This is a genomic window from Nonomuraea angiospora, from assembly GCF_014873145.1.
GTDB classification, from domain to species: domain Bacteria; phylum Actinomycetota; class Actinomycetes; order Streptosporangiales; family Streptosporangiaceae; genus Nonomuraea; species Nonomuraea angiospora.
The window spans coordinates 4,970,950-4,992,779 of the sequence record NZ_JADBEK010000001.1; the positions used below are offsets into that span (position 1 = coordinate 4,970,950).

A 21,830-nucleotide genomic window follows, 5' to 3' on the forward strand; every position below is an offset into this window, starting at 1 on the left:
CAGGGCACCTCCTCAACCGGCGACGTGCTCACTCGCCGGTCCCGCCTCGCCGCCGCGCGTGGTGTCGCGGTCCAGGTCGAGCGGATCGGCAAGCGCACCAGTGCTGGCGTCGAGCGGCCCCTGCGCCAGCCTGGTCACCTCGGGGGGAACCGGCGGCGCGAAGTCGGCCACAAGGCGCAGCCCTGTGAGCACATCGTCGGGTCGAACGGCAGGCGTCATGTGCCGAACAACCATGCGCAGTATGACACACGGCCCTCCGAGCACCTGAGCTGCAGTTCTGTCTGTTCCCTCGGACACCGTCAGCCCCAGGACGGCCTCCCGCGCGTCAAAGCGACGGGGGCCCTTCTTGGTGAGGCGCTCGACCTCCACAGTGCCTGCCGCGAGAAACTTCTCGGCCGCCACCTCGGCGAGCTCGCGATCGGCACCGGGCAGCCGCACCTCCCAGTCGGAGACCTCCAAGCGGTCAGCCAGCCCACCCGGGCCCGCCGCCACAACGTCGAGCACATCGAGCCCCGGCGGCAGCGACCCGTCCAGGTCCTGTCTCACCTGCTCCGGATCGCACGGCGTGGTGACACCGATCTCGAGGTATTCGGCTTCGCTGGCGACGCCGGTCGGCGCCGCGCCCGCGTAGGAGATCTTCGGGTGGGGCGAGAAACCTGCGCTGTAGGCCACCGGTATGCCGGCACGGCGGACCGCCCTTTCAACGGCCCGCGAGATGTCGCGGTGGCTGGTGAAGCGCAGGCGGCCGCGCTTGGCGTAGCGCACGCGAAGGCGCTGCGCCGTGGGCGCGGGCGGAGGCCCTTCGGGAACAGGTTTCAGAGCTGGTCGTCCTTCCCTTGTAAGAGTTCCTTCGTCTCAGGATAAGCCGCCCCGGCGCGTGTGCGTGTACGCCGAGGCACCGGCTGCCCACTGAGCGCGCTAGACCACCGTCAGAGGAAGGAGTTTTCGCCCCGTGGGGCCGATTTGAATTTCCGTGCCCATCGTCGGGCAGACCCCGCAGTCGTAGCAAGGAGTCCAGCGGCAGTCTTCGACCTCGCCGCCGGAGACGGCCTCCTGCCAGTCCTGCCAGAGCCACTCACGGTCGAGCCCGGCGTCGAGGTGGTCCCACGGCAGGACCTCGTTCTCCGCCCGCTCGCGCGTGGTGTACCAGTCGACGTCGACGCCCGCCTTCGCGGCGGCCGCCATCCAGCGCTCGTAGGAGAAGTGCTCGCTCCAGCCGTCGAACCTGCCGCCGTCCTCCCAGACGGCGCGGATCACGGCGCCGACCCGGCGGTCGCCGCGCGAGAGCAGGCCCTCCACGATCGAGGGCTTGCCGTCGTGGTAGCGGAAGCCGATGGATCTGCCGTACTGCTTGTCGCCTCTGAGCGAGTCGCGCAGCGCCTTGAGCCGTCGGTCGACGGTCTCGTGGTCGGCCTGCCCGGCCCACTGGAACGGCGTGTGCGGCTTGGGCACGAAGCCGCCGATGGAGACCGTGCAGCGGATGTCGCGGCTGCCGGTCGCCTCGCGGCCCGCCTGGATGACCTTCTTGGCCAGGTCGGCGATGCCCAGCACGTCTTCGTCCTGCTCGGTGGGCAGGCCGCACATGAAGTAGAGCTTGACCTGCCGCCACCCCTGCGAATAGGCCGTGGTGACGGTGCGGATCAGGTCTTCCTCGGTGACCATCTTGTTGATCACCTTGCGCATGCGCTCGGAGCCGCCCTCCGGGGCGAACGTCAGGCCGGATCGCCTGCCGTTCCTGGAGAACTCGTTGGCCAGATCGATGTTGAACGCGTCGACCCTGGTGGACGGCAGCGAGAGCGAGGTGTTGGTGCCCTCGTAGCGGTCGGCCAGGCCCTTGGCGACGTCGCCGATCTCGGAGTGGTCGGCCGACGACAGCGACAGCAGGCCGACCTCGTTGAAGCCGGACTCCTTGATGCCGTTTTCGACCATCGCCCCGATCGTGGTGATCGAGCGCTCCCGCACCGGGCGCGTGATCATGCCCGCCTGGCAGAACCTGCAGCCCCGGGTGCAGCCGCGGAAGATCTCCACGCTGAACCGCTCGTGCACGGTCTCGGCCAGCGGGACCAGCGGCTTCTTCGGGTAGGGCCACTCGTCGAGGTCCATCACGGTGTGCTTGTGCACCCGCCACGGCACGTCGGCCCTGTTGGGGGCGACGCGCTTGATGCGACCGTCCGGGTGGTAGTCCACATCGTAAAATTTCGGGACATATACCCCGCCGGACTCGGCGAGCCGCATGAGCAGCTCGTCCCGCCCGCCGGGTTTGCCCTCGGCCTTCCACTCGCGGATGACCTCGGAGATGGCGATGGAGATCTGCTCTCCGTCACCGAGCACGGCCGCGTCGAGGAAGTCGGCGATCGGCTCGGGGTTGAAGGCCGCGTGGCCGCCGGCGAGCACGATCGGGTCGTCCTCACCCCGGTCCACGGCCATCAGCGGGATGCCCGCCAGATCGAGCGCGTTGAGCATGTTGGTGTAGCCCAGCTCCGTCGAGAACGACACGCCGAGCACGTCGAAGGCGCGCACCGGCCGGTGCGCGTCGACGGTGAACTGCGGGACTCCCTCGGCCCGCATGAGCGCCTCGAGATCCGGCCACACCGCGTAGGTGCGCTCGGCCAGCGTGCCGGGCAGCTCGTTGAGGATCTCGTAGAGGATCGCCACACCCTGGTTGGGCAGCCCGACCTCATAGGCGTCCGGATACATCAGCGCCCACCGCACGTCGGCGGAGTCCCAGTCCTTGAGGGTCGAGTTGAGCTCACCCCCGACGTACTGGATGGGCTTCTGCACCTTGGGCAGCAGCGCTTCCAGGCGGGGGAACACCGACTCGACAGACATACGGTCCAGCGTAGCGGCGCTCAGACGGTGGCAGGTCCAGGGATGTCGATGTCGTTTCCGCTGAGCACCAGGATCCGGTGCCCTTCGTAGCAGGTCAGCTCGACGGCGATCACGCCGCTCGCCAGATTGTGCACGCCGACGACGTGGTTCGCGGGCAGCAGAAAGCGCTCCTCGCACTCATCGCAATAGGCCAAGAACATGTCTCTAATTAAACGACTGTCTTCGCACTCTGATGGCTTGAAGAAGCCCAATCGCAATGAGATTCGCGAACGTGGCCGTACCGCCGTACGACACGAACGGCAGCGGCAGCCCCGTGATCGGCATGATCCCGATCGTCATGCCCACATTGATGAACGTCTGGAACGCGAACCAGCACACGATCGTGCCCGCCACCAGCGTCCCGAACCTGTCGTCACACTGCCTGGCGATCTTCAGCCCGCGCAGCAGCACCACGCCGAGCAGCAGCACCACCGTGACCGACCCGAGGAACCCGAACTCCTCCCCCGCCACCGTGAAGATGAAGTCGGTGTGCTGCTCGGGCACGAACCGCCCGGTCGTCTGCCCGCCGCCCAGCAGCCCCTTCCCCAGGAGCTGCCCGGAGCCGATCGCGATCATCGACTGCGTGCTGTTGTAGCCCACGCCGCGCGGATCGACGCTCGGATCGACGAACGCCGTGAACCGGGCCACCTGGTACGGCTCCAGCAGCTGGAAGTAGAACACCGAGAACACCCCGGCGATCGCCAGCAGCGTCAGCACCCCGATCCACCGCTTGCGCACCCCCGCGATGATCAGCCCGGCGGCCGTGATCACCGCCAGCACCAGCGCCGTCCCCAGGTCCGGCTGGAGCATCACCAGCCCCATCGTGATCCCCGAGGCTAGGAGCGCCAGCCATATGTCCAGCCCGCGCGGCCGATCGCTGCCCTCGGCCGGCTGCGCGAGCACCATCGCGATGATCAGCAGCAGCCCGACCTTGGCGAACTCCGACGGCTGCACCGCGAACCCGCCGCCGAGCAGGATCCACGAGTGCGACCCGTTGATCGTCGCGCCCAGCGGCGTGATGACCAGCCCCAGCCCTATCAGCGACACCAGGAACACCAGCGGCGCGTACGCGCGCATCGCCCGGTGGTCTACGGTCGCCACGATCGCGCACAGGACGATCCCGATCGCCTCGTTGAAAATGTGCTTCTTCACCAGCCCCGTCGAGCCCGGGGCCCAGGTCCTGGTGGACGACCAGACGAGCAGCGTGCCGATCACGCACAGCCCGGCCACCGCGACCAGCATCAGGGCATCCAGCCTGCGCACCGTCGAGTTCTCACCGGCGACTCGGCGGAACAGCGACGGCCGCCGGACACCCACCGTCCGATCGATCACCTCCGCACCTCCATCCCAGCCACCATCCACCCGCCCGCACAGCCGGCCACCCAGCCGCCCACCGATCCGGCCGCACAGCCGCCCACCCACCCGCCTGCACAGCCGGCCGCACAGCCGCCTGCACAGGCGCCAACCGCCCGACCGCCCGCGCCCGGCCCCGGGCTCAGGGCGCTCATCCTCCGGCCACCGTTCCGTCAGGCGAGAAGCGGGGCAGCCTCGTCGTGAGCCTCCCACCAGGCACGGCGGGCGGCCGCTTGATGCCGTAGATCCCTTCGTAGATCTCCCGCGCGGCAGGCGCCGCCGTCTGCGCGCCCATCCCACCCTGCGAGACCATGACCACGACCACGTACTGCGGATTCTTCGTAGGCGCGAATGACGCGAACCACGAGGTGTCCTGCTTGCCCCAGACCTCCGCCGTACCGGTCTTGCCACCGATGCGCACCTTGTCCATCGGGAACCCGGCGAAGGCCCCCGCCGCGGTGCCGTCCGATGGGACGTCGCTCAGCGCGTTCTTGATGTAGAGCCGTTCCTTCTCGCTGATCGGCAGCTTGCCCACGACCGGCACCGGGATGGTCCGGACCACCTTGCCGTCAGGCCGCACCTGCGCCCAGCCGATGCGCGGGCTGCGCAGCTTCCCGTCGCTCACCAGCGCCATGTACGCCCGCGCGAGCTGCATCGGCGTCACCAGCACGTCGCCCTGGCCGATGGAGAAGTTGGCCGAGTCTCCCGGCCGCAGCAGGAACCCCTCGGTGCAGTTCTCCAGCGCGAGCCGTTTGAGGAAGTCGGCCCGCGCCCGATCCTTGACCTCCGGATATCCCTTGCGCGACCGCTCGCAGGTCACGGCGTTGGTGCGGTTCCACAGGTCCTTCTTCCACGCTCGGTCGGGGATGCGCCCGGAGGACTCACCCGGCAGGTCCACCCCGGTCGGCCTGCCGAACCCGAACGCCCTGGCCGTGTTCGCGAAGATTTCCTTGGTCGCCTTCTTCGGGTTGCGCCCGCCGTCCTTCAGGTACTGCTCGTACGCGGCTTTGTAGAAGATCGTGTCGCACGACTTGACCAGCGCGGTGTGCAGGCTGAGATCGCCGAGAGAAACGCCGCGGAAGTTGCTGAACGCCCGGTCGCCGACCATGTAGGAGCCGGGGCATCCGTACGTGCCGTTCAGCGGGTATCCGGACCGCAGCATCGCCGACACCGACGAGATCTTGAACGTCGAACCCGGCGCGAACTGCCCGTTGATCGCCCGGGACACGAGCGGCTTGCCGGACTTATCCGACAGCAGCCATTGATATCCGCGCGTCGAGATCCCGCCCGCCCAGACCGCCGGGTCGTACCCGGGAGCGCTGGCCAGCGCCACCACCCGTCCCGAACGCGCGTCGAGCACCACCGCGGCACCGCCGTCGGCCCCCGGCGCGGACTTCATCGCCTTCTCCAGCGCCCTCTCCACCACGGCCTGCACCCGCGAGTCGATGCTGGTCACCAGATGGTCGCCGGGGATCGGCGTGATCTGCTCCTCGACGCCGAGCGCCTTGCCCATCCTGTCGACCTGCACCCTGCGCAGCCCCGACTTGCCGCGCAACGCCTCGTCGTAGACGTACTCGAGCCCGTCACGCCCCGCCAGGTCCACCCCGGAGAAGCTGGCCTTCAGCCCTTCGCGCTTCTCCAGCTCGGCCTCGGTGACCGGCTGCAGGTAGCCGAGCATCTGCGCCCCGTCACGCCCGCCGGGATACTGCCTGACGGAGTGGATCTCCGCCGTGACCCCGGGAAACTCCTCCTGCCGCTCGAGGATCTGCAGCGCCTCCCGAGTGTCCACCTTCTCGTCGAGCGGAACCGGCTGGTACGGCGACCCCGTCCAGCAGGGCTTGGAGACCCCGGGACCGCACGGCGTGATGCGCTGCTGCAGATCGGCGACCGGCCGGCCGAGCACCGCCGACAGCTTGCCCAGCACCTTGAGCCCGCCGTCCTTCATCCTGGTCAGCCTGGTCCGGTCCACGGACACGACCAACGCGGTCTTGTTGCGCACCAACGGCCGCCCGTGCGAGTCGAGGATCTGCCCCCGCACCGCGGGCACGATCACGGCCCGTGTCCTGGTCTCCGTCGCCCGCGTCACGAACTCGTTCCCGCGCACCACCTGCACCTGCCACAGGCGCACGGCCAGCACGACGAGCAGCGTCACCACGAGCACCTGAACCACCAGCAGCCTGGCCCGCATCCGCATCATGTCGAGAACCTCGCCTCCCTGCCCCGTGTGGTCAGCCAGATCACGATGGGGGACACGACCAGCGTGTAGACGATGGTGACGGGCACCTGCTCGGTCAGCGTGGAGATCGTCACCCGTGGATCGGCGATCAGCCCGCTCACGACCGCCGCCAGCAACGGCGCCATCAGCACGCACAACACCACGGTCGTGACCGGCCCGCCGGCGCCACGCCCGGCCACGTAACCCACGAGCGCCAGCACGAACGCGTACTGCCCCACGAGGTGCGCGGTCGGCGGCATGACATCGACGAGCAGCCCGGTGCTGAACCCGAGCACCGCCCCGGACGCCGCGCCCCGCCCCAACACCGCCCCGATCACGGCCAGCAGCACCAGGTCAGGCGAGCCCCCGGCCGGCAGGGGAAATCGGTTGACCAACATGACCTGCGCCAGCAAGGCCAACAACACGGACAACCCGCCGATCACCGCGCCCCCTCCCGGGAATCCCTCACAATCCGCCCCGCCCCACACGCCCGCCCCACGCCCGGCTCGCCGGATGGAGCCCGGCCAGGCCGTTCGAGCCGTTCCAGCGAACCGCGCCACCGACGGTCCAGCCCGATCGTCACCAACGCCCACCGGCCACCGCCCGCCGCTCGGACCCGCGCCAACGACGAGACCCGCGCCCGCAACCGGACTCGCGCCGACGACCGGAGCCCACGCGAGCCCGATGCCCAAGCCGACGTCCTCACCGACTCCCACACCGGGGCCGAGGCCGAGCTTCCGCAAGTCGCCCGCACGCCGATCCACCCCGATGCCCTCCGCACCGGCCACGCCCAGCCATCGCCAGGGGCCGCCACAAGCCCTCTCAGAGACCCGCAGCGCCACCTCTTGATGGAACGCTCCAGCCGGCCACCGCTGCCCTGACAGGCGCCCACACGCCCGCCGGCGCCCCACCTCACGTCGACGCGCCCGCCGGCGCCCCACCGCGCGCCCGCATGCCCACCAGCACGCCACGCCACGTCCGCATGCCCACCAGCGCCCCATCGCGCGCCAAGCCACCCGCCACCACTGCACCGCGCGCCCAGAAACCTGCCGGCACCGCCCCAGGAAGCCAGACAGCCGGCGCCGCTTCCGCGAGCTCCGGTATCACCACGCCCATTGATCGGCAGGCGCCGTGGAACCGCCCGCCGCCCGATCATCGCGATCCCTCCGTGGCAGGCAGCGCCTTGGCGGGCAGCACCGCGTCACGCGGATCCCGCTTCGGAGCCTCCACCACCACACCGACCACGTCCAGGGCCGACAGATCCGCGTACGGACGGGCGTACGCGATACGCGTGAGCTCCCCCGGCGTCGACTCCACCCGCTCGATCACCCCGATCGGCACCCCGGGCACGTACGGGCTGCCGTTCTGCGAGCCGAAGCTCACGATCCGCGCGCCACTGGTCAGCGGGGCCGTGGAGTCGAGGAGGCGGAACTGGACGAGCCGCCCGTTCTCCCCCACCCCATGCACCACGCCGATCTCCTTGCCGCCCTCCAGCCGCGCCCCGACGGCCGAGGCCGGGTCGCTGAGGAGCACCACCGTCGAGCTGTGCGGGGCGGCGTTGACGACGCGTCCGACCAGGCCTTCGCCGCTGAGGACGGTCATCTCCGTACGGATGCCGTCACTCGTGCCCGCGTCGATCTGCACGGCGTCCTCGAAGCCCGGTAGCCCGCGCCGCGCGACCACGTTGGCCGGGACCACCTTGTATCCGCCCGACCCCGACAGGCCGAGCAGCTGCTTGAGCTCCTTCGAGCGGGTCGCGTCGAGCTTGCTGGCGACCAGCCCGGCCCGCAGCTCGGCGTTCTCCGCTTTGAGCGCGTTGATGCGGTCCTGGGCGCCGGGCGCGTTCAGGAGGGCGCGGACGAACCCTCCGACGGGGCGCACCAGCCCCCCGCCGAACTGCTCCGCTGTGCCGAACACATAAGCCGCCGCAGTCCGCAGCGGCCGCAGCGGCGAGCTGTCGCCAGTGCGATGGTCGACGGTCAGGATGATCAGGGCCGCCGTCAGCAGCCCGCCCAGGATCAGCCGCGCATGGCGAGAGTCTCTCATCAGTGCCGCGACTCCGGCACCAGGACCTGCTGGAGCGCCTCGAACTCCTCGGCGCACTTACCGGAGCCGATGGCGACCGAGTCGAGGGCGTTTTCGACCAGGTGCACGGGCATGCCCGTCTCGGCCTTGACGCGCTCGTCCATCCCCTTGAGCAGGGCGCCCCCGCCGGTGAGCGCGATGCCGCGGTCCATGATGTCGCCGGACAGCTCGGGCGGGCACTTGTCGAGCGTGGTCTTGACCGCGTCGACGATGGCGTTGACCGGCTCCTCGATGGCCTTCCTGACCTCTTCGCTCGACACGACGATGGTCTTGGGCAGCCCGCTGACCAGGTCGCGCCCGCGGATCTCCGCGTGCGACTCCTCCCCGGTCGGGCCGGCCGAGCCGATCGCGATCTTGATCTCCTCGGCGGTGCGCTCGCCGAGCATCAGCGAGTGCTCCTTCTTGGCGAACGCGATCACCGCCTGGTCGAGCTCGTCGCCGCCGATCCTGATGGACTGGCTGGTGACCACGCCGCCCATCGAGATGATCGCCACCTCGGTGGTGCCCCCGCCGATGTCGACCACCATGTTTCCGGTCGGCTCGTGCACCGGGAGCCCGGCCCCGATGGCGGCGGCCATGGGCTCCTCGACGATGTAGACCTTCCTGGCGCCTGCCTGGTAGCCGGCCTCCTTCACCGCGCGCTGCTCCACGCTGGTGATGCCGCTCGGCACGGCGATGATGATGCGCGGCTTGGCGAGATGGCGACGTCGGTGCACCCTCTGGATGAAATATCGCAACATCCGCTCAGTCACATCGAAGTCGGCGATCACGCCGTCTTTGAGCGGGCGGACGGCGACGATGTTGCCAGGCGTACGACCGATCATCCGCTTGGCCTCGATGCCGACCGCCACGATCTTGCCTGTGGCGGTGTTGATCGCTACGACTGAGGGCTCGTTGAGCACGATGCCCCGGCCGCGCACGTAGACCAGCGTGTTGGCGGTGCCCAGGTCGACCGCCATGTCACGGCCGAGAAACGCGAGCTTGCTGCCCATGGGGAACGGAGCCCTCCGTAACGTCGTTCGCGAATGATTACGGATCGAATTCGAATCGTAACGTGACGTACCCACCGATGGGCGCAATGAGCCCTCGCGCCCCACAAAAATCTCCAGCCCCTACCTCAACCGCAATTTTGCCCGGATTGCACCACAACACCCAAAGGCTTGCTGGAACGATCCAAAACGCCCATCAGCTTGAGGCCTCACGTATCGACCCTGCCAACCGTACGCGGAAGCCCCGACAAAATCCCGCCCCCACCTCGCCCAGGAATCTTCCCCGCACACCAAGACGTCGCCACCCTACGGCAGGCGCCCGACAAAAACGCGCGCCCGCGCAGCGACATGCTGCACGGGCGCGGATTGGCGAGGCGAATCGCCTAGAAACGGTCAGGGAAGAAGATCTTGATCTCCCTGGCGGCGGACTCGGGCGAGTCGGAGCCGTGGACGACGTTTTCGCCGATCTCGAGTGCATGGTCGCCGCGGATCGTGCCGGGGGCCGACTTGACCGGGTCGGTCGCGCCGGCCAGCGCGCGAAACGCCTCGACGGCGCGCGGGCCCTCGAGGACCATGGCGACGAGCGGCCCGGACGTGATGAACTCGACGAGCTCACCGAAGAACGGCCGCTCGGAGTGCTCGGCGTAGTGCGACTTGGCGGTGTCGGCGTCGAGGGTGCGCAGGTCCATCGCCACGACCTTGAGGCCCTTGCGCTCCACACGGGCGATCACGTCACCGATGAGGCCGCGCTTAACCCCGTCGGGCTTGATCAGGACAAGAGTGCGCTCGGACACTTGGAGTTCTCCTTCGAACAGAGTGAGGATCGCGATCACGGGCGCCCGGCCCGGCCGCGGGATTCTTCGCGAGGGACGGGCCCACGCGTCACCGTGGCTTGGGCCTCAGCTTACCGTCCCGCGCCCCCACCCTCGGTTTCCCACGGAACGGTGTCACGGAGAGGCGGTGTCCTCGGGCGATTGGCCGGGCGGCGGCACGGCGGGCACCGAACCGGCAGGTTCTTCCTCTTCCTCCGCCTTGTCGGCGCCCTCCCCGGGCGGCACGGACGCCGTTTCCCCGGGCCCGGCGGCACCCCTCCGGGCCATCACGGTGGAGAGCACGATGACCAGCACCGCGAGGAAACCGCCGATCAGGGCCCACGAGTGCAGCGCGCCGACGAAGCTGTCGACCAGCTCCTGAGCCGACGAAACGCCGTCCAGCATGGCCATCTGCACACCCGTACCGAGCAGGAACCCCGCCAGCACCCCCGCGACGCACAGCGAGAGCCCGAAGACCGCCGTCCCGACCCCCACCTCCTGCAGCGCCGACGTCAACGTCACCGCCGCCCCCACGGCGAGCAGCGTGAACGGCACCGCCAGCACCAACCCGTCGGCCGACGGCACGACGAGCCGCACCGAGCACAGCCCCACGACCATCGCGAGCAGCCCCAGAGGCACCAGCCACCGCCCGGAAGCCCCCGCGAACCGGCGCACGGCCGCGGCGGCGCCGACGGCGAGCAGCCCGGCCACCGCGTACGGCACCCAGAGCCCCCGCAGCCCCGGCCCGCCGAGCCCGCCCATCTCCACCAGCGTGATCTGGGCCGCGCTGGGCAGCAGCACCACGCCGACCGCCACCATGGAGTACGCCAGCGTACGGCTCTCCGCGGCCCCGATCGTGGCCAGCCCCAGCAGCCCGGCCACGGCGACCACCGCCAGTGCGATCACCGGAAGGGCCCGCCATCCCTCGGTCGCGGTGCTGATCGCCACAACCGCGATGCCCGCCGCCGGCACGGCGGCCAGCAGCAGCCGGCTCCGCTCCCCGTCGTTGAGCATCGGCGTGGCGGGCCGCCCGAGCAGGATCCAGAGCATCAGGTACGCGCCGGCCAGGGCCAGCGCGATCCCCGTCAGCATCGGGTAGGGCTGCAGCGTGACCCTCCAGCTGCTCGCCTCGTCGAGCGGCCACAGCGCCAGCGCCTCGGCCGCGAGCAGGCTCAGGCTGAACACGCCCACCCACAGCGCCCGCAGCACCGGCACGCGGTCCCAGACGGCCGCCAGCGTGGCCGGCACGACCAGGCCCGCGCCGACGCCGCGCAGCACCCGCACCGCTCCGGCGAGCAGCTCCGAGCCCGCGTACCCGCCGGCGACGTCGGACAGGGCCACCAGCGCCAGCCCCAGCAGCACGACGTGAACCACCTGGACGCGCCGCAGCACCACCGCCGCCAGCGGCACGGTCAGCATGAGCGCGGGCAGGGCCAGGCCGTGCGTGCGCATCAGCCCGACCTGGTCGATGTCGCCGGGCAGCAGCTTGGCGACGACGGAGAGCGTGTTGGGAACGGTGACGATCGCCAGCGGCAGCGCGGCAACGACGAGCAACCCGAGCGTCACATCGAGCAGCCATGGGACCCGGGGCCCGGCCGACCGCTGAATCGGGGGGACGGTCATGCGCCGACTTTAGCGGGAAGTAGCGCCCTCAACACGGCGAGCGACGATAATCGCTGTGATCCACAGCGCCGTGAAGATCGCGCCGAGGAAGAACATCATCGGCACGAGGAAGCCCGTGCAGATCGCCAGCACCTGGACGAGGCTGCCGAGGATGTAGCCGAAAGGCCGCTTGAGCAGGCCCGCGGCGACCACGCACAGCACGGCCAGCCCGATGCCGGCGGTCACCGCGAGCGCGGGCGCGACCCCGCCCACGGTGATCGCCACAGGCGTGATCAGCCCCGCCACGATGGCCTCCATGCCGAGCACGCTGGCGCCCAGCCTGCGCATGCCTGGAGTCACCTGGAAATTCATCGTGAACCATCCGCCTTGAGCAGCTGCCGCGCGTCACCCGCCGTCACGACCGACCCGGTGATGAACACGCCCGTGCCGCTGAACTCGCCCTCGGCGTCGGCGGCGCCGATGGCCTGGTCGATGGCGTCGTCGAGCCGCTCGACCAGGTGGACGCGCTCCTCGCCGAACAGCGGCTCGGCCAGGGCCGCGAGCTCCTCCGGCGACATGGACCTGGGGGAGGAGTTACGCGTGACGATGATCTCGTCGAGCACCGGTTCGAGCAGCTCGAGCAGCGCGTCGACGTCCTTGTCCCGCATGACCGCGACGACCCCGACGACCTTGGCGAAGTCGAACGCCTCGTGCAGCCCCTCCAGGGTCGCCTGCATGCCGCCCGGGTTGTGGGCCGCGTCGATCACGACCGTCGGCGTCCGCCGCACGACCTCCATCCGCCCCGGCGAGGCCGCCTGCGCGAACGCCTGCCGTACGAGATCGACGTCGAGCGGGTCGTCACCGCCGGTCAGCGCCTCGACGGCGGCCAGTGCGCAGGCCGCGTTGCTCGCCTGGTGCGCGCCGTAGAGCGGCAGGTAGACCTCGTCGTAGACGCCCTTGAGGCCGCGCAGGGTGAGCAGCTGCCCGCCGATGGCCACCTCCCGGTTGAGCACGCCGAACTCGAGCCCCTCACGGGCCACGACCGCGCCGACCTCGGCGGCCCGTCGCATGAGCACCTCGGCGGCGGCCAGCTCCTGCTGGGCGAGCACGGTGGTCGAGCCGGGCTTGATGATGCCCGCCTTCTCGCCGGCGATGCTGGGAATGTCGGGACCCAGGCGATCGGTGTGATCGAGCGAGATGGGCGTGATCACGGACACGGTGCCGTCGGCCACGTTCGTCGCGTCCCAGGACCCGCCCATGCCGGCCTCGATCACGCCGACGTCGACCGGGGTGTCCGCGAAGGCGGCGAAGGCCATGGCGGTCAGCAGCTCGAAGAACTGGATGCGCCGCCCCTGGGTGTCGGTCAGCTCGACATACGGGATGATCTCCTCGTATACCTCCGCGAACCGCTCCTCGCTCAGCGGCTCGCCGTCCACCGTGATCCGCTCGCGCACCGACACCAGATGAGGGCTGGTGAACCGTCCCACTCTGAGATTGCGCTCCTTGAGCAGGGCCTCGGTAAGCCGGGCCGTGCTCGTCTTTCCGTTGGTGCCCGCGATGTGTATGACCGGGTACGCCCTTTGCGGCGAACCGAGCACATCGAGAAGGGCCGCGATCCTGTCGAGCGTCGGCTCGAAATCCCACTCGACGCCGCGCTCCATGATCGCGCGTTCTACCGCACGATAATCCACGCCTCAACCCTACTGACCGCCGGAAGCGGTCCCGACCGGGGGCCGTGACAGCACACAAAAAAAAGGGGGTCCGACACCCAAGGCGTCGAACCCCCTCAAAGATTGTCCGGCGGCGACCTACTCTCCCACACCCTCCCGAGTGCAGTACCATCGGCGCAGAGAAGCTTAACTTCCGGGTTCGGAATGTAACCGGGTGTTTCCTTCCCGCCATAACCGCCGTAACCCTATGAAACTATCAAGCACTACCGCTTGTTGTTTCAGAATTGCCTAGTGGACGCGAGCAAGAAGCTTTGTGGTCAAGTCCTCGGCCTATTAGTACCGGTCAGCTCCACACGTTACCGTGCTTCCACCTCCGGCCTATCAACCCGGTCGTCTACCGGGAGCCTTACCCACTCTCGTGGTGGGAGACCTCATCTCAAGGCAAGCTTCCCGCTTAGATGCTTTCAGCGGTTATCCCTCCCGAACGTAGCCAACCAGCCGTGCACCTGGCGGTACAACTGGCACACCAGAGGTTCGTCCGTCCCGGTCCTCTCGTACTAGGGACAGCCCCTTTCAAGTCTCCTGCGCGCGCAGCGGATAGGGACCGAACTGTCTCGCGACGTTCTAAACCCAGCTCGCGTACCGCTTTAATGGGCGAACAGCCCAACCCTTGGGACCTACTCCAGCCCCAGGATGCGACGAGCCGACATCGAGGTGCCAAACCATCCCGTCGATATGGACTCTTGGGGAAGATCAGCCTGTTATCCCCGGGGTACCTTTTAGCCGTTGAGCGACACCGCTTCCACACGCCGATGCCGGATCACTAGTCCCAGCTTTCGCTCCTGCTCGACCCGTCAGTCTCACAGTCAAGCTCCCTTGTGCACTTACACTCAACACCTGATTGCCAACCAGGCTGAGGGAACCTTTGGGCGCCTCCGTTACCCTTTGGGAGGCAACCGCCCCAGTTAAACTACCCACCAGACACTGTCCCCGATCCGGATCACGGACCAGAGTTAGACATCCAAAACGACCAGAGTGGTATTTCACCAATGACTCCACCCGAACTAGCGTCCGAGCTTCCCAGTCTCCCACCTATCCTACACAAGCCGTTCCAAACACCAATGTCAAGCTGTAGTGAAGGTCCCGGGGTCTTTCCGTCCTGCTGCGCGAAACGAGCATCTTTACTCGTACTGCAATTTCACCGGGTCTGCGGTTGAGACAGCGGGGAAGTCGTTACGCCATTCGTGCAGGTCGGAACTTACCCGACAAGGAATTTCGCTACCTTAGGATGGTTATAGTTACCACCGCCGTTTACCGGCGCTTAAGTTCTCACCTTCGCACGATTACTCGCACTAAGCGGTCCCCTTAACGTTCCGGCACCGGGCAGGCGTCAGTCCGTATACATCGTCTTACGACTTCGCACGGACCTGTGTTTTTAGTAAACAGTCGCTTCCCCCTGGCCACTGCGACCCCCACCAGCTCCGAGTGCAAGACTCATCACCAGCAGAGGTCCCCCTTCTCCCGAAGTTACGGGGGCAATTTGCCGAGTTCCTTAACCACAGTTCACCCGATCGCCTTAGTATTCTCTACCTGACCACCTGAGTCGGTTTAGGGTACGGGCCGCCACAACACTCGCTAGAGGCTTTTCTCGGCAGCATAGGATCATCCACTTCACCACAATCGGCTCGGCATCACATCTCAGGATATATGCGAGGCGGATTTGCCTACCTCACTCCCTACATGCTTACCCCAGGACAACCATCGCCTGGGCTGGACTACCTTCCTGCGTCACCCCATCGCTTACCTACTACCCGATCGGTTCGAGCGTTCACTCTGACGGCCGTCCCGAAGGACAACCCGAGTTAAGGACTCTTAGCATCACGAGGTTCAGTATGGGCGCGTTAAAGCGGGTACGGGAATATCAACCCGTTGTCCATCGACTACGCCTGTCGGCCTCGCCTTAGGTCCCGACTTACCCTGGGCGGATTAGCCTGCCCCAGGAACCCTTGGTCATCCGGCGCGAGGGTTTCTCACCCTCGATTCGCTACTCATGCCTGCATTCTCACTCGCACAGCCTCCACAACTAGATCACTCTGCTGCTTCGCCGGCTGCACGACGCTCCCCTACCCATCAACACAACATGTGTGTCAATGCCACGACTTCGGCGGTGTACTTGAGCCCCGCTACATTGTCGGCGCAGAATCACTTGACCAGTGAGCTATTACGCACTCTTTCAAGGGTGGCTGCTTCTAAGCCAACCTCCTGGTTGTCTCTGCGACTCCACATCCTTTCCCACTTAGCACACGCTTAGGGGCCTTAGTCGGTGATCTGGGCTGTTTCCCTCTCGACTACGAACCTTATCGCCCGCAGTCTCACTGCCACGCTCTCACTTACCGGCATTCGGAGTTTGGCTGACGTCAGTAACCTTGTCGGGCCCATTAGCCATCCAGTGCTCTACCTCCGGCAAGAAACACGCGACGCTGCACCTAAATGCATTTCGGGGAGAACCAGCTATCACGGAGTTTGATTGGCCTTTCACCCCTACACACAGATCATCCCCCAGGTTTTCAACCCTGGTGGGTTCGGTCCTCCACCCAGTCTTACCTGAGCTTCAACCTGCCCATGCGTAGATCACTCCGCTTCGGGTCTACAGCATGCGACTCAACGCCCTATTCAGACTCGCTTTCGCTACGGCTCCCCCACACGGGTTAACCTCGCCACACACCATAACTCGCAGGCTCATTCTTCAAAAGGCACGCAGTCACATCACACAGAAGCAAGCTTCTGTAAGCTCCTACGGCTTGTAGGCACACGGTTTCAGGTACTATTTCACGACCCCTCACCGGGGCACTTTTCACCTTTCCCTCACGGTACTCGTGCACTATCGGTCATCAGGGAGTATTTAGGCTTACCAGGTGGTCCTGGCAGATTCACACAGGATTTCTCGAGCCCCGTGCTACTTGGGATCCCCTCAAACAGTCGACAAGGTTTCGCCTACCCGGCTCTCACGGTCTACGGCAGCCCTTCCCAGAGCTTTCAACTACCCCATCGATTTCTTACTGTCCGGCCGATCGGCAGATCGACCAAGAGGGTCCCACGACCCCGGACATGCAACGCCTGCCGGCTATCACACACGCCCGGTTTAGCCTCATCCGCTTTCGCTCACCACTACTCACGGAATCACTGTTGTTTTCTCTTCCTACGGGTACTGAGATGTTTCACTTCCCCGCGTTACCACCAACCGCCCTATACATTCAGGCGGAGGCAACACCACATGACTGGTGCTAGGTTTCCCCATTCGGACATCCCCGGATCAACGTCTGGTTGGCGACTCCCCGAGGCTTAACGCAGCCTCCCACGTCCTTCATCGGCTCCTGATGCCAAGGCATCCACCGTGTGCCCTAAAAAACTTGGCCACAAAGATGCTCGCGTCCACTATGCAAATCTCAAACAACAAACAGCAACCACCTCCACAACCCGAAAGGTTGCTTCAGTGGCCCTGTACGTCAGAAGAACCGAACACGCATGCCCGTTTCCTCAGGACCCAACAGTGTGTCCAATCAGCCCGGACCCTCGAAACCCCGTTCCCACTCCCTCACGGGCGGTACTAGCAGTCCGACAATCACGGCCTGGTTGAGTAGCCAGTGCTCCACTAGTGAGCTGTCACCCCACCACACATTCGGTGGTGAAGGGTGAAGATGCTCCTTAGAAAGGAGGTGATCCAGCCGCACCTTCCGGTACGGCTACCTTGTTACGACTTCGTCCCAATCGCCAGCCCCACCTTCGACCGCTCCCCCCAGCAAGCTGGTTGGGCCACGGGCTTCGGGTGTTGCCGACTTTCGTGACGTGACGGGCGGTGTGTACAAGGCCCGGGAACGTATTCACCGCAGCATTGCTGATCTGCGATTACTAGCGACTCCGACTTCATGGGGTCGAGTTGCAGACCCCAATCCGAACTGAGACCGGCTTTTAGGGATTCGCTCCACCTCACGGTATCGCAACCCTCTGTACCGGCCATTGTAGCATGTTTGCAGCCCAAGACATAAGGGGCATGATGACTTGACGTCATCCCCACCTTCCTCCGAGTTGACCCCGGCAGTCCCCCATGAGTCCCCACCACCCCGAAGGGCGTGCTGGCAACATGGAGCAAGGGTTGCGCTCGTTGCGGGACTTAACCCAACATCTCACGACACGAGCTGACGACAGCCATGCACCACCTGTCACCCAGTCCGAAGAGGGCCCCATCTCTGGAGCTTTCCGGGTGATGTCAAACCTTGGTAAGGTTCTTCGCGTTGCGTCGAATTAAGCAACATGCTCCGCCGCTTGTGCGGGCCCCCGTCAATTCCTTTGAGTTTTAGCCTTGCGGCCGTACTCCCCAGGCGGGGCGCTTAATGCGTTAGCTCCGGCACGGAGATCGTGGAAGATCCCCACACCTAGCGCCCAACGTTTACAGCGTGGACTACCAGGGTATCTAATCCTGTTCGCTCCCCACGCTTTCGCTCCTCAGCGTCAGGTAAGGCCCAGCAAGCCGCCTTCGCCACCGGTGTTCCTCCTGATATCTGCGCATTTCACCGCTACACCAGGAATTCCACTTGCCCCTACCTACCTCTAGCCGGCCCGTATCCACCGCAGACCCGCAGTTAAGCTGCGGGCTTTCACGGCAGACGCGACCAGCCACCTACGAGCTCTTTACGCCCAATAATTCCGGACAACGCTTGCGCCCTACGTATTACCGCGGCTGCTGGCACGTAGTTAGCCGGCGCTTCTTCTGCAGGTACACGTCAACTTCGTCCCTGCTGAAAGAGGTTTACAACCCGAAGGCCGTCATCCCCCACGCGGCGTCGCTGCGTCAGGCTTCCGCCCATTGCGCAATATTCCCCACTGCTGCCTCCCGTAGGAGTCTGGGCCGTGTCTCAGTCCCAGTGTGGCCGGTCGCCCTCTCAGGCCGGCTACCCGTCGTCGCCTTGGTAGGCCACTACCCCACCAACAAGCTGATAGGCCGCGAGCCCATCCCCAACCGAAAAACTTTCCACCACCACCCGATGCCGGGGGCGGTCGTATCCGGTATTAGACCCAGTTTCCCGGGCTTATCCCAGAGTCAGGGGCAGGTTGCTCACGTGTTACTCACCCGTTCGCCGCTCGAGTACCCCGAAGGGCCTTTCCGCTCGACTTGCATGTGTTAAGCACGCCGCCAGCGTTCGTCCTGAGCCAGGATCAAACTCTCCAAACAATGTCTTTCGTTTGGATTGTGAATCCAAGCAATTTCCGTCAATAATGACGGGGATATGCATGTATCTCATGCACTGGCTTTTAACACACTGTTGAGTTCTCAAGAAACGGACGCGTACATCCCCGCCAAGATCTTGCTTCAGACCCTAGCGCGGAGGCGCACATTTCATTTCCTTCAGTCTAGCAGATCCGGACGATCCTTGTCAAACCGCCCGATCCGGTAGCTTCCGGACTTGCCTCTCTCCGAGGCAACCCTGCTAACTTACTCCAACTTTCGGCGCTTGTCCAACCGCGCGGCTGGAACCGCCCGAAACCGGGAGTCGATCAGAAGGGGTGTCAGGGCAACCGCCCTACGTTGAAAACTGTAGCAGCCCCGACGGCGTCGAAGGTCCATCTTAGGTAACGAATGGACCTTCCCCGCGTTCGTATGGTTCAAACCCCGAGCCCGGCGAGCTGTGCCTCGAGGCGCGCGATGTCCGCGGCGGCCTGCTCGGCCCGGCTCCTGACCTTGGTGACCACGTCTTCCGGCGCCTTGGCCATGAACTGCTCGTTGCCCAACTTGGCAGCCACCTGCGCAGCCTCCTTGCGGGCGACCGCCAGATCCTTCTCCAGGCGCTTGCGCTCGGCCACGACGTCGATGGCGCCCGCGGTGTCGATCTCCACGGTCACCCCGCCCACCGTGAAGCTCGCCGTCGCGCTGAACGACTCCGCCGGCTCCGTGAGACGCAGCAACGCCCGGATCGCGCTCTCCTGACCGGTCAGCGCAGTGCCCGCCAGGCCGAGCCGGGCGGCGACCTTCTGGCCCGGCTTGAGCCCTTGGTCCGAGCGGAACCTGCGGACCTCCGTCACCAGCTCCTGCAGCGCCCCGATCTCCGCCTCTGCCGAGGCGTCGGCGTAGCGGGTGTCGACCTCCGGCCACGGGGCCGTCACGATCGACGCGCCGCCCGTGACGGCCCGCCAGAGCTCCTCGGTCACGAACGGCACGAGCGGATGCATCAGCCGCAGCAGCGCGTCGAGCACGTGGCCGAGGACCAGCCGAGTGTGTTCGAGCCCCTCGCCGAGCTGGATCTTGGCCAGCTCCAGGTACCAGTCGCAGACCTCGTCCCACGCGAAGTGGTAGAGCAGGTCGGACGCCTTGGCGAACTCGTAATCCTCGAAGGCCGCGTCGGCGGCCGCCACCACGGACTGCAGGCGCGACAGGATCCACCGGTCGGCCGCCGTCAGCTCGGCCCCTTCCAGCGATCCCACGGCCGCGCCGTTCATCAGGGCGAACCTGGTGGCGTTCCAGATCTTGTTGCAGAAATTGCGGGACCCGGCCGCCCACTCCTCGCTCACCGCGACGTCGGCGCCGGGGTTGGCCCCGCGCAGCAGGGTGAAGCGGGTGGCGTCGGCGCCGAACCGGTCGATCCAGTCGAGCGGATCGACCACGTTGCCGAACGACTTGGACATCTTCTTGCCGTACTGGTCGCGGACCATGCCGTGCAGCGCGACCACGCGGAACGGCGGCTCGCCGTCCATGGCGTAGAGCCCGAACATCATCATCCTGGCCACCCAGAAGAACAGGATGTCGTATCCGGTGACCAGCACGGACGTCGGGTAGAAGCGCTGGAGCTCGGGCGTCGTGTCCGGCCAGCCGAGCGTCGAGAACGGCCACAGCGCCGAGGAGAACCACGTGTCGAGGACGTCGGAGTCCTGCGTGTAGCCGGCGGGCGGCTCCTCGTCGGGACCCACGCACACGACCTCGCCGTCCGGCCCGTACCAGACCGGAATGCGGTGCCCCCACCAGAGCTGCCGGGAGATGCACCAGTCGTGCATGTCGTCGACCCAGTCGAAGTAGCGCTTGGCCAGCTCCGGCGGGTGGACGCGGGTGCGGCCGTCGCGGACGGCGTCGCCCGCCTCCTTGGCCAGCGGCCCGACGTTGACGAACCACTGCAGCGACAGCCTGGGCTCGACCACGGTCTTGCAGCGCGAGCAGTGGCCGACCGAGTGGAGGTAGGGGCGCTTCTCGGCGACGATGCGGCCATCGGCGCGCAGCGCGGCGACGACGGCGGGCCTGGCCTCGAAGCGGTCGAGCCCCTGGAAGGGACCGTGCGCGGTGATGACGCCGCGCTCGTCCATGACCGTGATCGACGGCAGGGAGTGACGCCGTCCGATCTCGAAGTCGTTGGGGTCGTGGGCGGGGGTCACCTTGACCGCGCCGGTGCCGAAGGCGGGGTCGACGTGCTCGTCGGCGACCACGGGGATCATGCGCCCGGTGAGCGGCAGCTCCACCATCGTGCCGACCAGGTGCGCATACCGCTCGTCGGAGGGGTGGACGGCCACGGCCGTGTCGCCGAGCATCGTCTCGGCGCGCGTGGTGGCCACCACGATCTCGTCGGAGTAGCGGATCGAGACCAGCTCGCCCTCGTCCTCGCTGTGCTCCACCTCGATGTCGGACAGCGCGGTCAGGCAGCGCGGGCACCAGTTGATGATCCGCTCGGCGCGGTAGATCAGCCCGTCGTCGAACAGCTTCTTGAAGATCGTCTGCACGGCCCGCGAGAGCCCGGTGTCCATCGTGAACCGCTCGCGCGACCAGTCGACGCCGTCACCGAGCTTGCGCATCTGGCCGAGGATCCGGCCGCCGGACTCCTCCTTCCACTCCCAGACCCGCTCGACGAACGCCTCGCGCCCGAGGTCGTGGCGCGACTTGCCCTGCTTGGCCAGCTCGCGCTCGACGACGTTCTGGGTGGCGATGCCGGCGTGGTCCATGCCCGGCAGCCAGAGGGTCTCGCGCCCCTGCATGCGGGCGCGCCGCGTCAGCGCGTCCTGGATGGAGTGGTCGAGCGCGTGGCCGATGTGCAGGACACCCGTCACGTTGGGCGGGGGCAGGACGATGCTGTACGGCACGCGCGAGCTGCCCGGGTCGGCGGTGAAGTACCCCTGGGATACCCAGCGCTCATAGCTCCGGGTCTCGACGTCGGCCGGGGTGTACTGGGTGGGCAGCTCTGGCGTTGTCACGGTGACCAAT

At 66.7% G+C, this 21,830-nt stretch carries 13 protein-coding genes and 3 rRNA genes; all 16 read right to left on the reverse strand.

Features of this window, described 5'->3' with window-relative positions:
• Nucleotides 1-12 precede the first annotated feature (12 nt).
• The 16 genes from H4W80_RS22440 to H4W80_RS22515 all read right to left on the reverse strand — a co-directional run bounded on the left by H4W80_RS22440 (nucleotide 13) and on the right by H4W80_RS22515 (nucleotide 21,829).
• Complete coding sequence (locus H4W80_RS22440) at nucleotides 13-765, reverse strand: TIGR03936 family radical SAM-associated protein (protein WP_366329369.1); 753 nt, start codon at nucleotides 763-765, stop codon at nucleotides 13-15.
• A 153-nt stretch (nucleotides 766-918) separates the two neighbouring features.
• Entirely contained in the window at nucleotides 919-2,829 is a 1,911-nt protein-coding gene (locus H4W80_RS22445; protein ID WP_192786893.1) for a TIGR03960 family B12-binding radical SAM protein, read from the reverse strand.
• Between the two features lie 20 nt (nucleotides 2,830-2,849).
• Nucleotides 2,850-3,029, reverse strand: a complete 180-nt coding sequence (locus H4W80_RS22450; protein ID WP_192786894.1) for a hypothetical protein — start codon at nucleotides 3,027-3,029, stop codon at nucleotides 2,850-2,852.
• Between the two features lie 4 nt (nucleotides 3,030-3,033).
• Nucleotides 3,034-4,200, reverse strand: coding sequence for a rod shape-determining protein RodA (rodA, locus tag H4W80_RS22455; protein WP_192786895.1), 1,167 nt, complete (start codon nucleotides 4,198-4,200; stop codon nucleotides 3,034-3,036).
• 172 nt (nucleotides 4,201-4,372) lie between these two features.
• The gene (gene mrdA / locus H4W80_RS22460; protein ID WP_192786896.1) at nucleotides 4,373-6,418 is read right to left on the reverse strand and encodes a penicillin-binding protein 2; all 2,046 of its coding nucleotides are present in this window, start codon (nucleotides 6,416-6,418) and stop codon (nucleotides 4,373-4,375) included.
• Entirely contained in the window at nucleotides 6,415-6,861 is a 447-nt protein-coding gene (gene mreD, locus H4W80_RS22465; protein ID WP_318787623.1) for a rod shape-determining protein MreD, read from the reverse strand. The genes mrdA and mreD overlap by 4 nt, the downstream gene beginning before the upstream one ends.
• Nucleotides 6,862-7,588: 727 nt before the next feature.
• Nucleotides 7,589-8,482: a rod shape-determining protein MreC gene (gene mreC / locus H4W80_RS22470; RefSeq protein ID WP_192786898.1), complete on the reverse strand. Its 894-nt coding sequence runs from the start codon at nucleotides 8,480-8,482 to the stop codon at nucleotides 7,589-7,591.
• Nucleotides 8,482-9,513: a rod shape-determining protein gene (gene mreB / locus H4W80_RS22475; RefSeq protein ID WP_192786899.1), complete on the reverse strand. Its 1,032-nt coding sequence runs from the start codon at nucleotides 9,511-9,513 to the stop codon at nucleotides 8,482-8,484. The genes mreC and mreB overlap by 1 nt, the downstream gene beginning before the upstream one ends.
• Before the next feature lie 380 nt (nucleotides 9,514-9,893).
• Nucleotides 9,894-10,304, reverse strand: a complete 411-nt coding sequence (gene ndk, locus H4W80_RS22480) for a nucleoside-diphosphate kinase (RefSeq protein ID WP_138720277.1) — start codon at nucleotides 10,302-10,304, stop codon at nucleotides 9,894-9,896.
• A 153-nt stretch (nucleotides 10,305-10,457) separates the two neighbouring features.
• A complete protein-coding gene (locus H4W80_RS22485; RefSeq protein WP_192786900.1) occupies nucleotides 10,458-11,945 on the reverse strand; it encodes a hypothetical protein in 1,488 nt (495 codons plus the stop codon).
• A gap of 9 nt (nucleotides 11,946-11,954) precedes the next feature.
• A complete protein-coding gene (locus H4W80_RS22490; RefSeq protein ID WP_225963599.1) occupies nucleotides 11,955-12,296 on the reverse strand; it encodes a DUF4233 domain-containing protein in 342 nt (113 codons plus the stop codon).
• Nucleotides 12,293-13,585: a bifunctional folylpolyglutamate synthase/dihydrofolate synthase gene (locus H4W80_RS22495; RefSeq protein WP_192793672.1), complete on the reverse strand. Its 1,293-nt coding sequence runs from the start codon at nucleotides 13,583-13,585 to the stop codon at nucleotides 12,293-12,295. The genes H4W80_RS22490 and H4W80_RS22495 overlap by 4 nt, the downstream gene beginning before the upstream one ends.
• A gap of 134 nt (nucleotides 13,586-13,719) precedes the next feature.
• A 5S ribosomal RNA gene (gene rrf, locus H4W80_RS22500) occupies nucleotides 13,720-13,836 on the reverse strand.
• A gap of 71 nt (nucleotides 13,837-13,907) precedes the next feature.
• Nucleotides 13,908-17,010: ribosomal RNA gene (locus tag H4W80_RS22505) — 23S ribosomal RNA — on the reverse strand.
• Between the two features lie 293 nt (nucleotides 17,011-17,303).
• A 16S ribosomal RNA gene (locus tag H4W80_RS22510) occupies nucleotides 17,304-18,824 on the reverse strand.
• Together the 16S, 23S and 5S rRNA genes form the textbook arrangement of a ribosomal RNA operon.
• A 431-nt stretch (nucleotides 18,825-19,255) precedes the next feature.
• On the reverse strand, nucleotides 19,256-21,829 hold the full coding sequence (locus H4W80_RS22515; protein ID WP_192786902.1) for a valine--tRNA ligase: 2,574 nt from the start codon (nucleotides 21,827-21,829) through the stop codon (nucleotides 19,256-19,258).
• Between the last annotated feature and the right edge of the window lies 1 nt (nucleotide 21,830).

Bases quoted from the DNA above. Each gene is read 5' to 3' on its own strand.
- H4W80_RS22445 (WP_192786893.1), bottom strand. From the start codon at position 2,829: ATGTCTGTCGAGTCGGTGTTCCCCCGCCTGGAAGCGCTGCTGCCCAAG.
- mreC (WP_192786898.1), bottom strand. From the start codon at position 8,482: ATGAGAGACTCTCGCCATGCGCGGCTGATCCTGGGCGGGCTGCTGACG.
- H4W80_RS22485 (WP_192786900.1), bottom strand. From the start codon at position 11,945: ATGACCGTCCCCCCGATTCAGCGGTCGGCCGGGCCCCGGGTCCCATGG.
- mreB (WP_192786899.1), bottom strand. From the start codon at position 9,513: ATGGGCAGCAAGCTCGCGTTTCTCGGCCGTGACATGGCGGTCGACCTG.
- H4W80_RS22450 (WP_192786894.1), bottom strand. From the start codon at position 3,029: ATGTTCTTGGCCTATTGCGATGAGTGCGAGGAGCGCTTTCTGCTGCCC.
- H4W80_RS22495 (WP_192793672.1), bottom strand. From the start codon at position 13,585: ATGGAGCGCGGCGTCGAGTGGGATTTCGAGCCGACGCTCGACAGGATC.
- mrdA (WP_192786896.1), bottom strand. From the start codon at position 6,418: ATGATGCGGATGCGGGCCAGGCTGCTGGTGGTTCAGGTGCTCGTGGTG.
- H4W80_RS22490 (WP_225963599.1), bottom strand. From the start codon at position 12,296: ATGAATTTCCAGGTGACTCCAGGCATGCGCAGGCTGGGCGCCAGCGTG.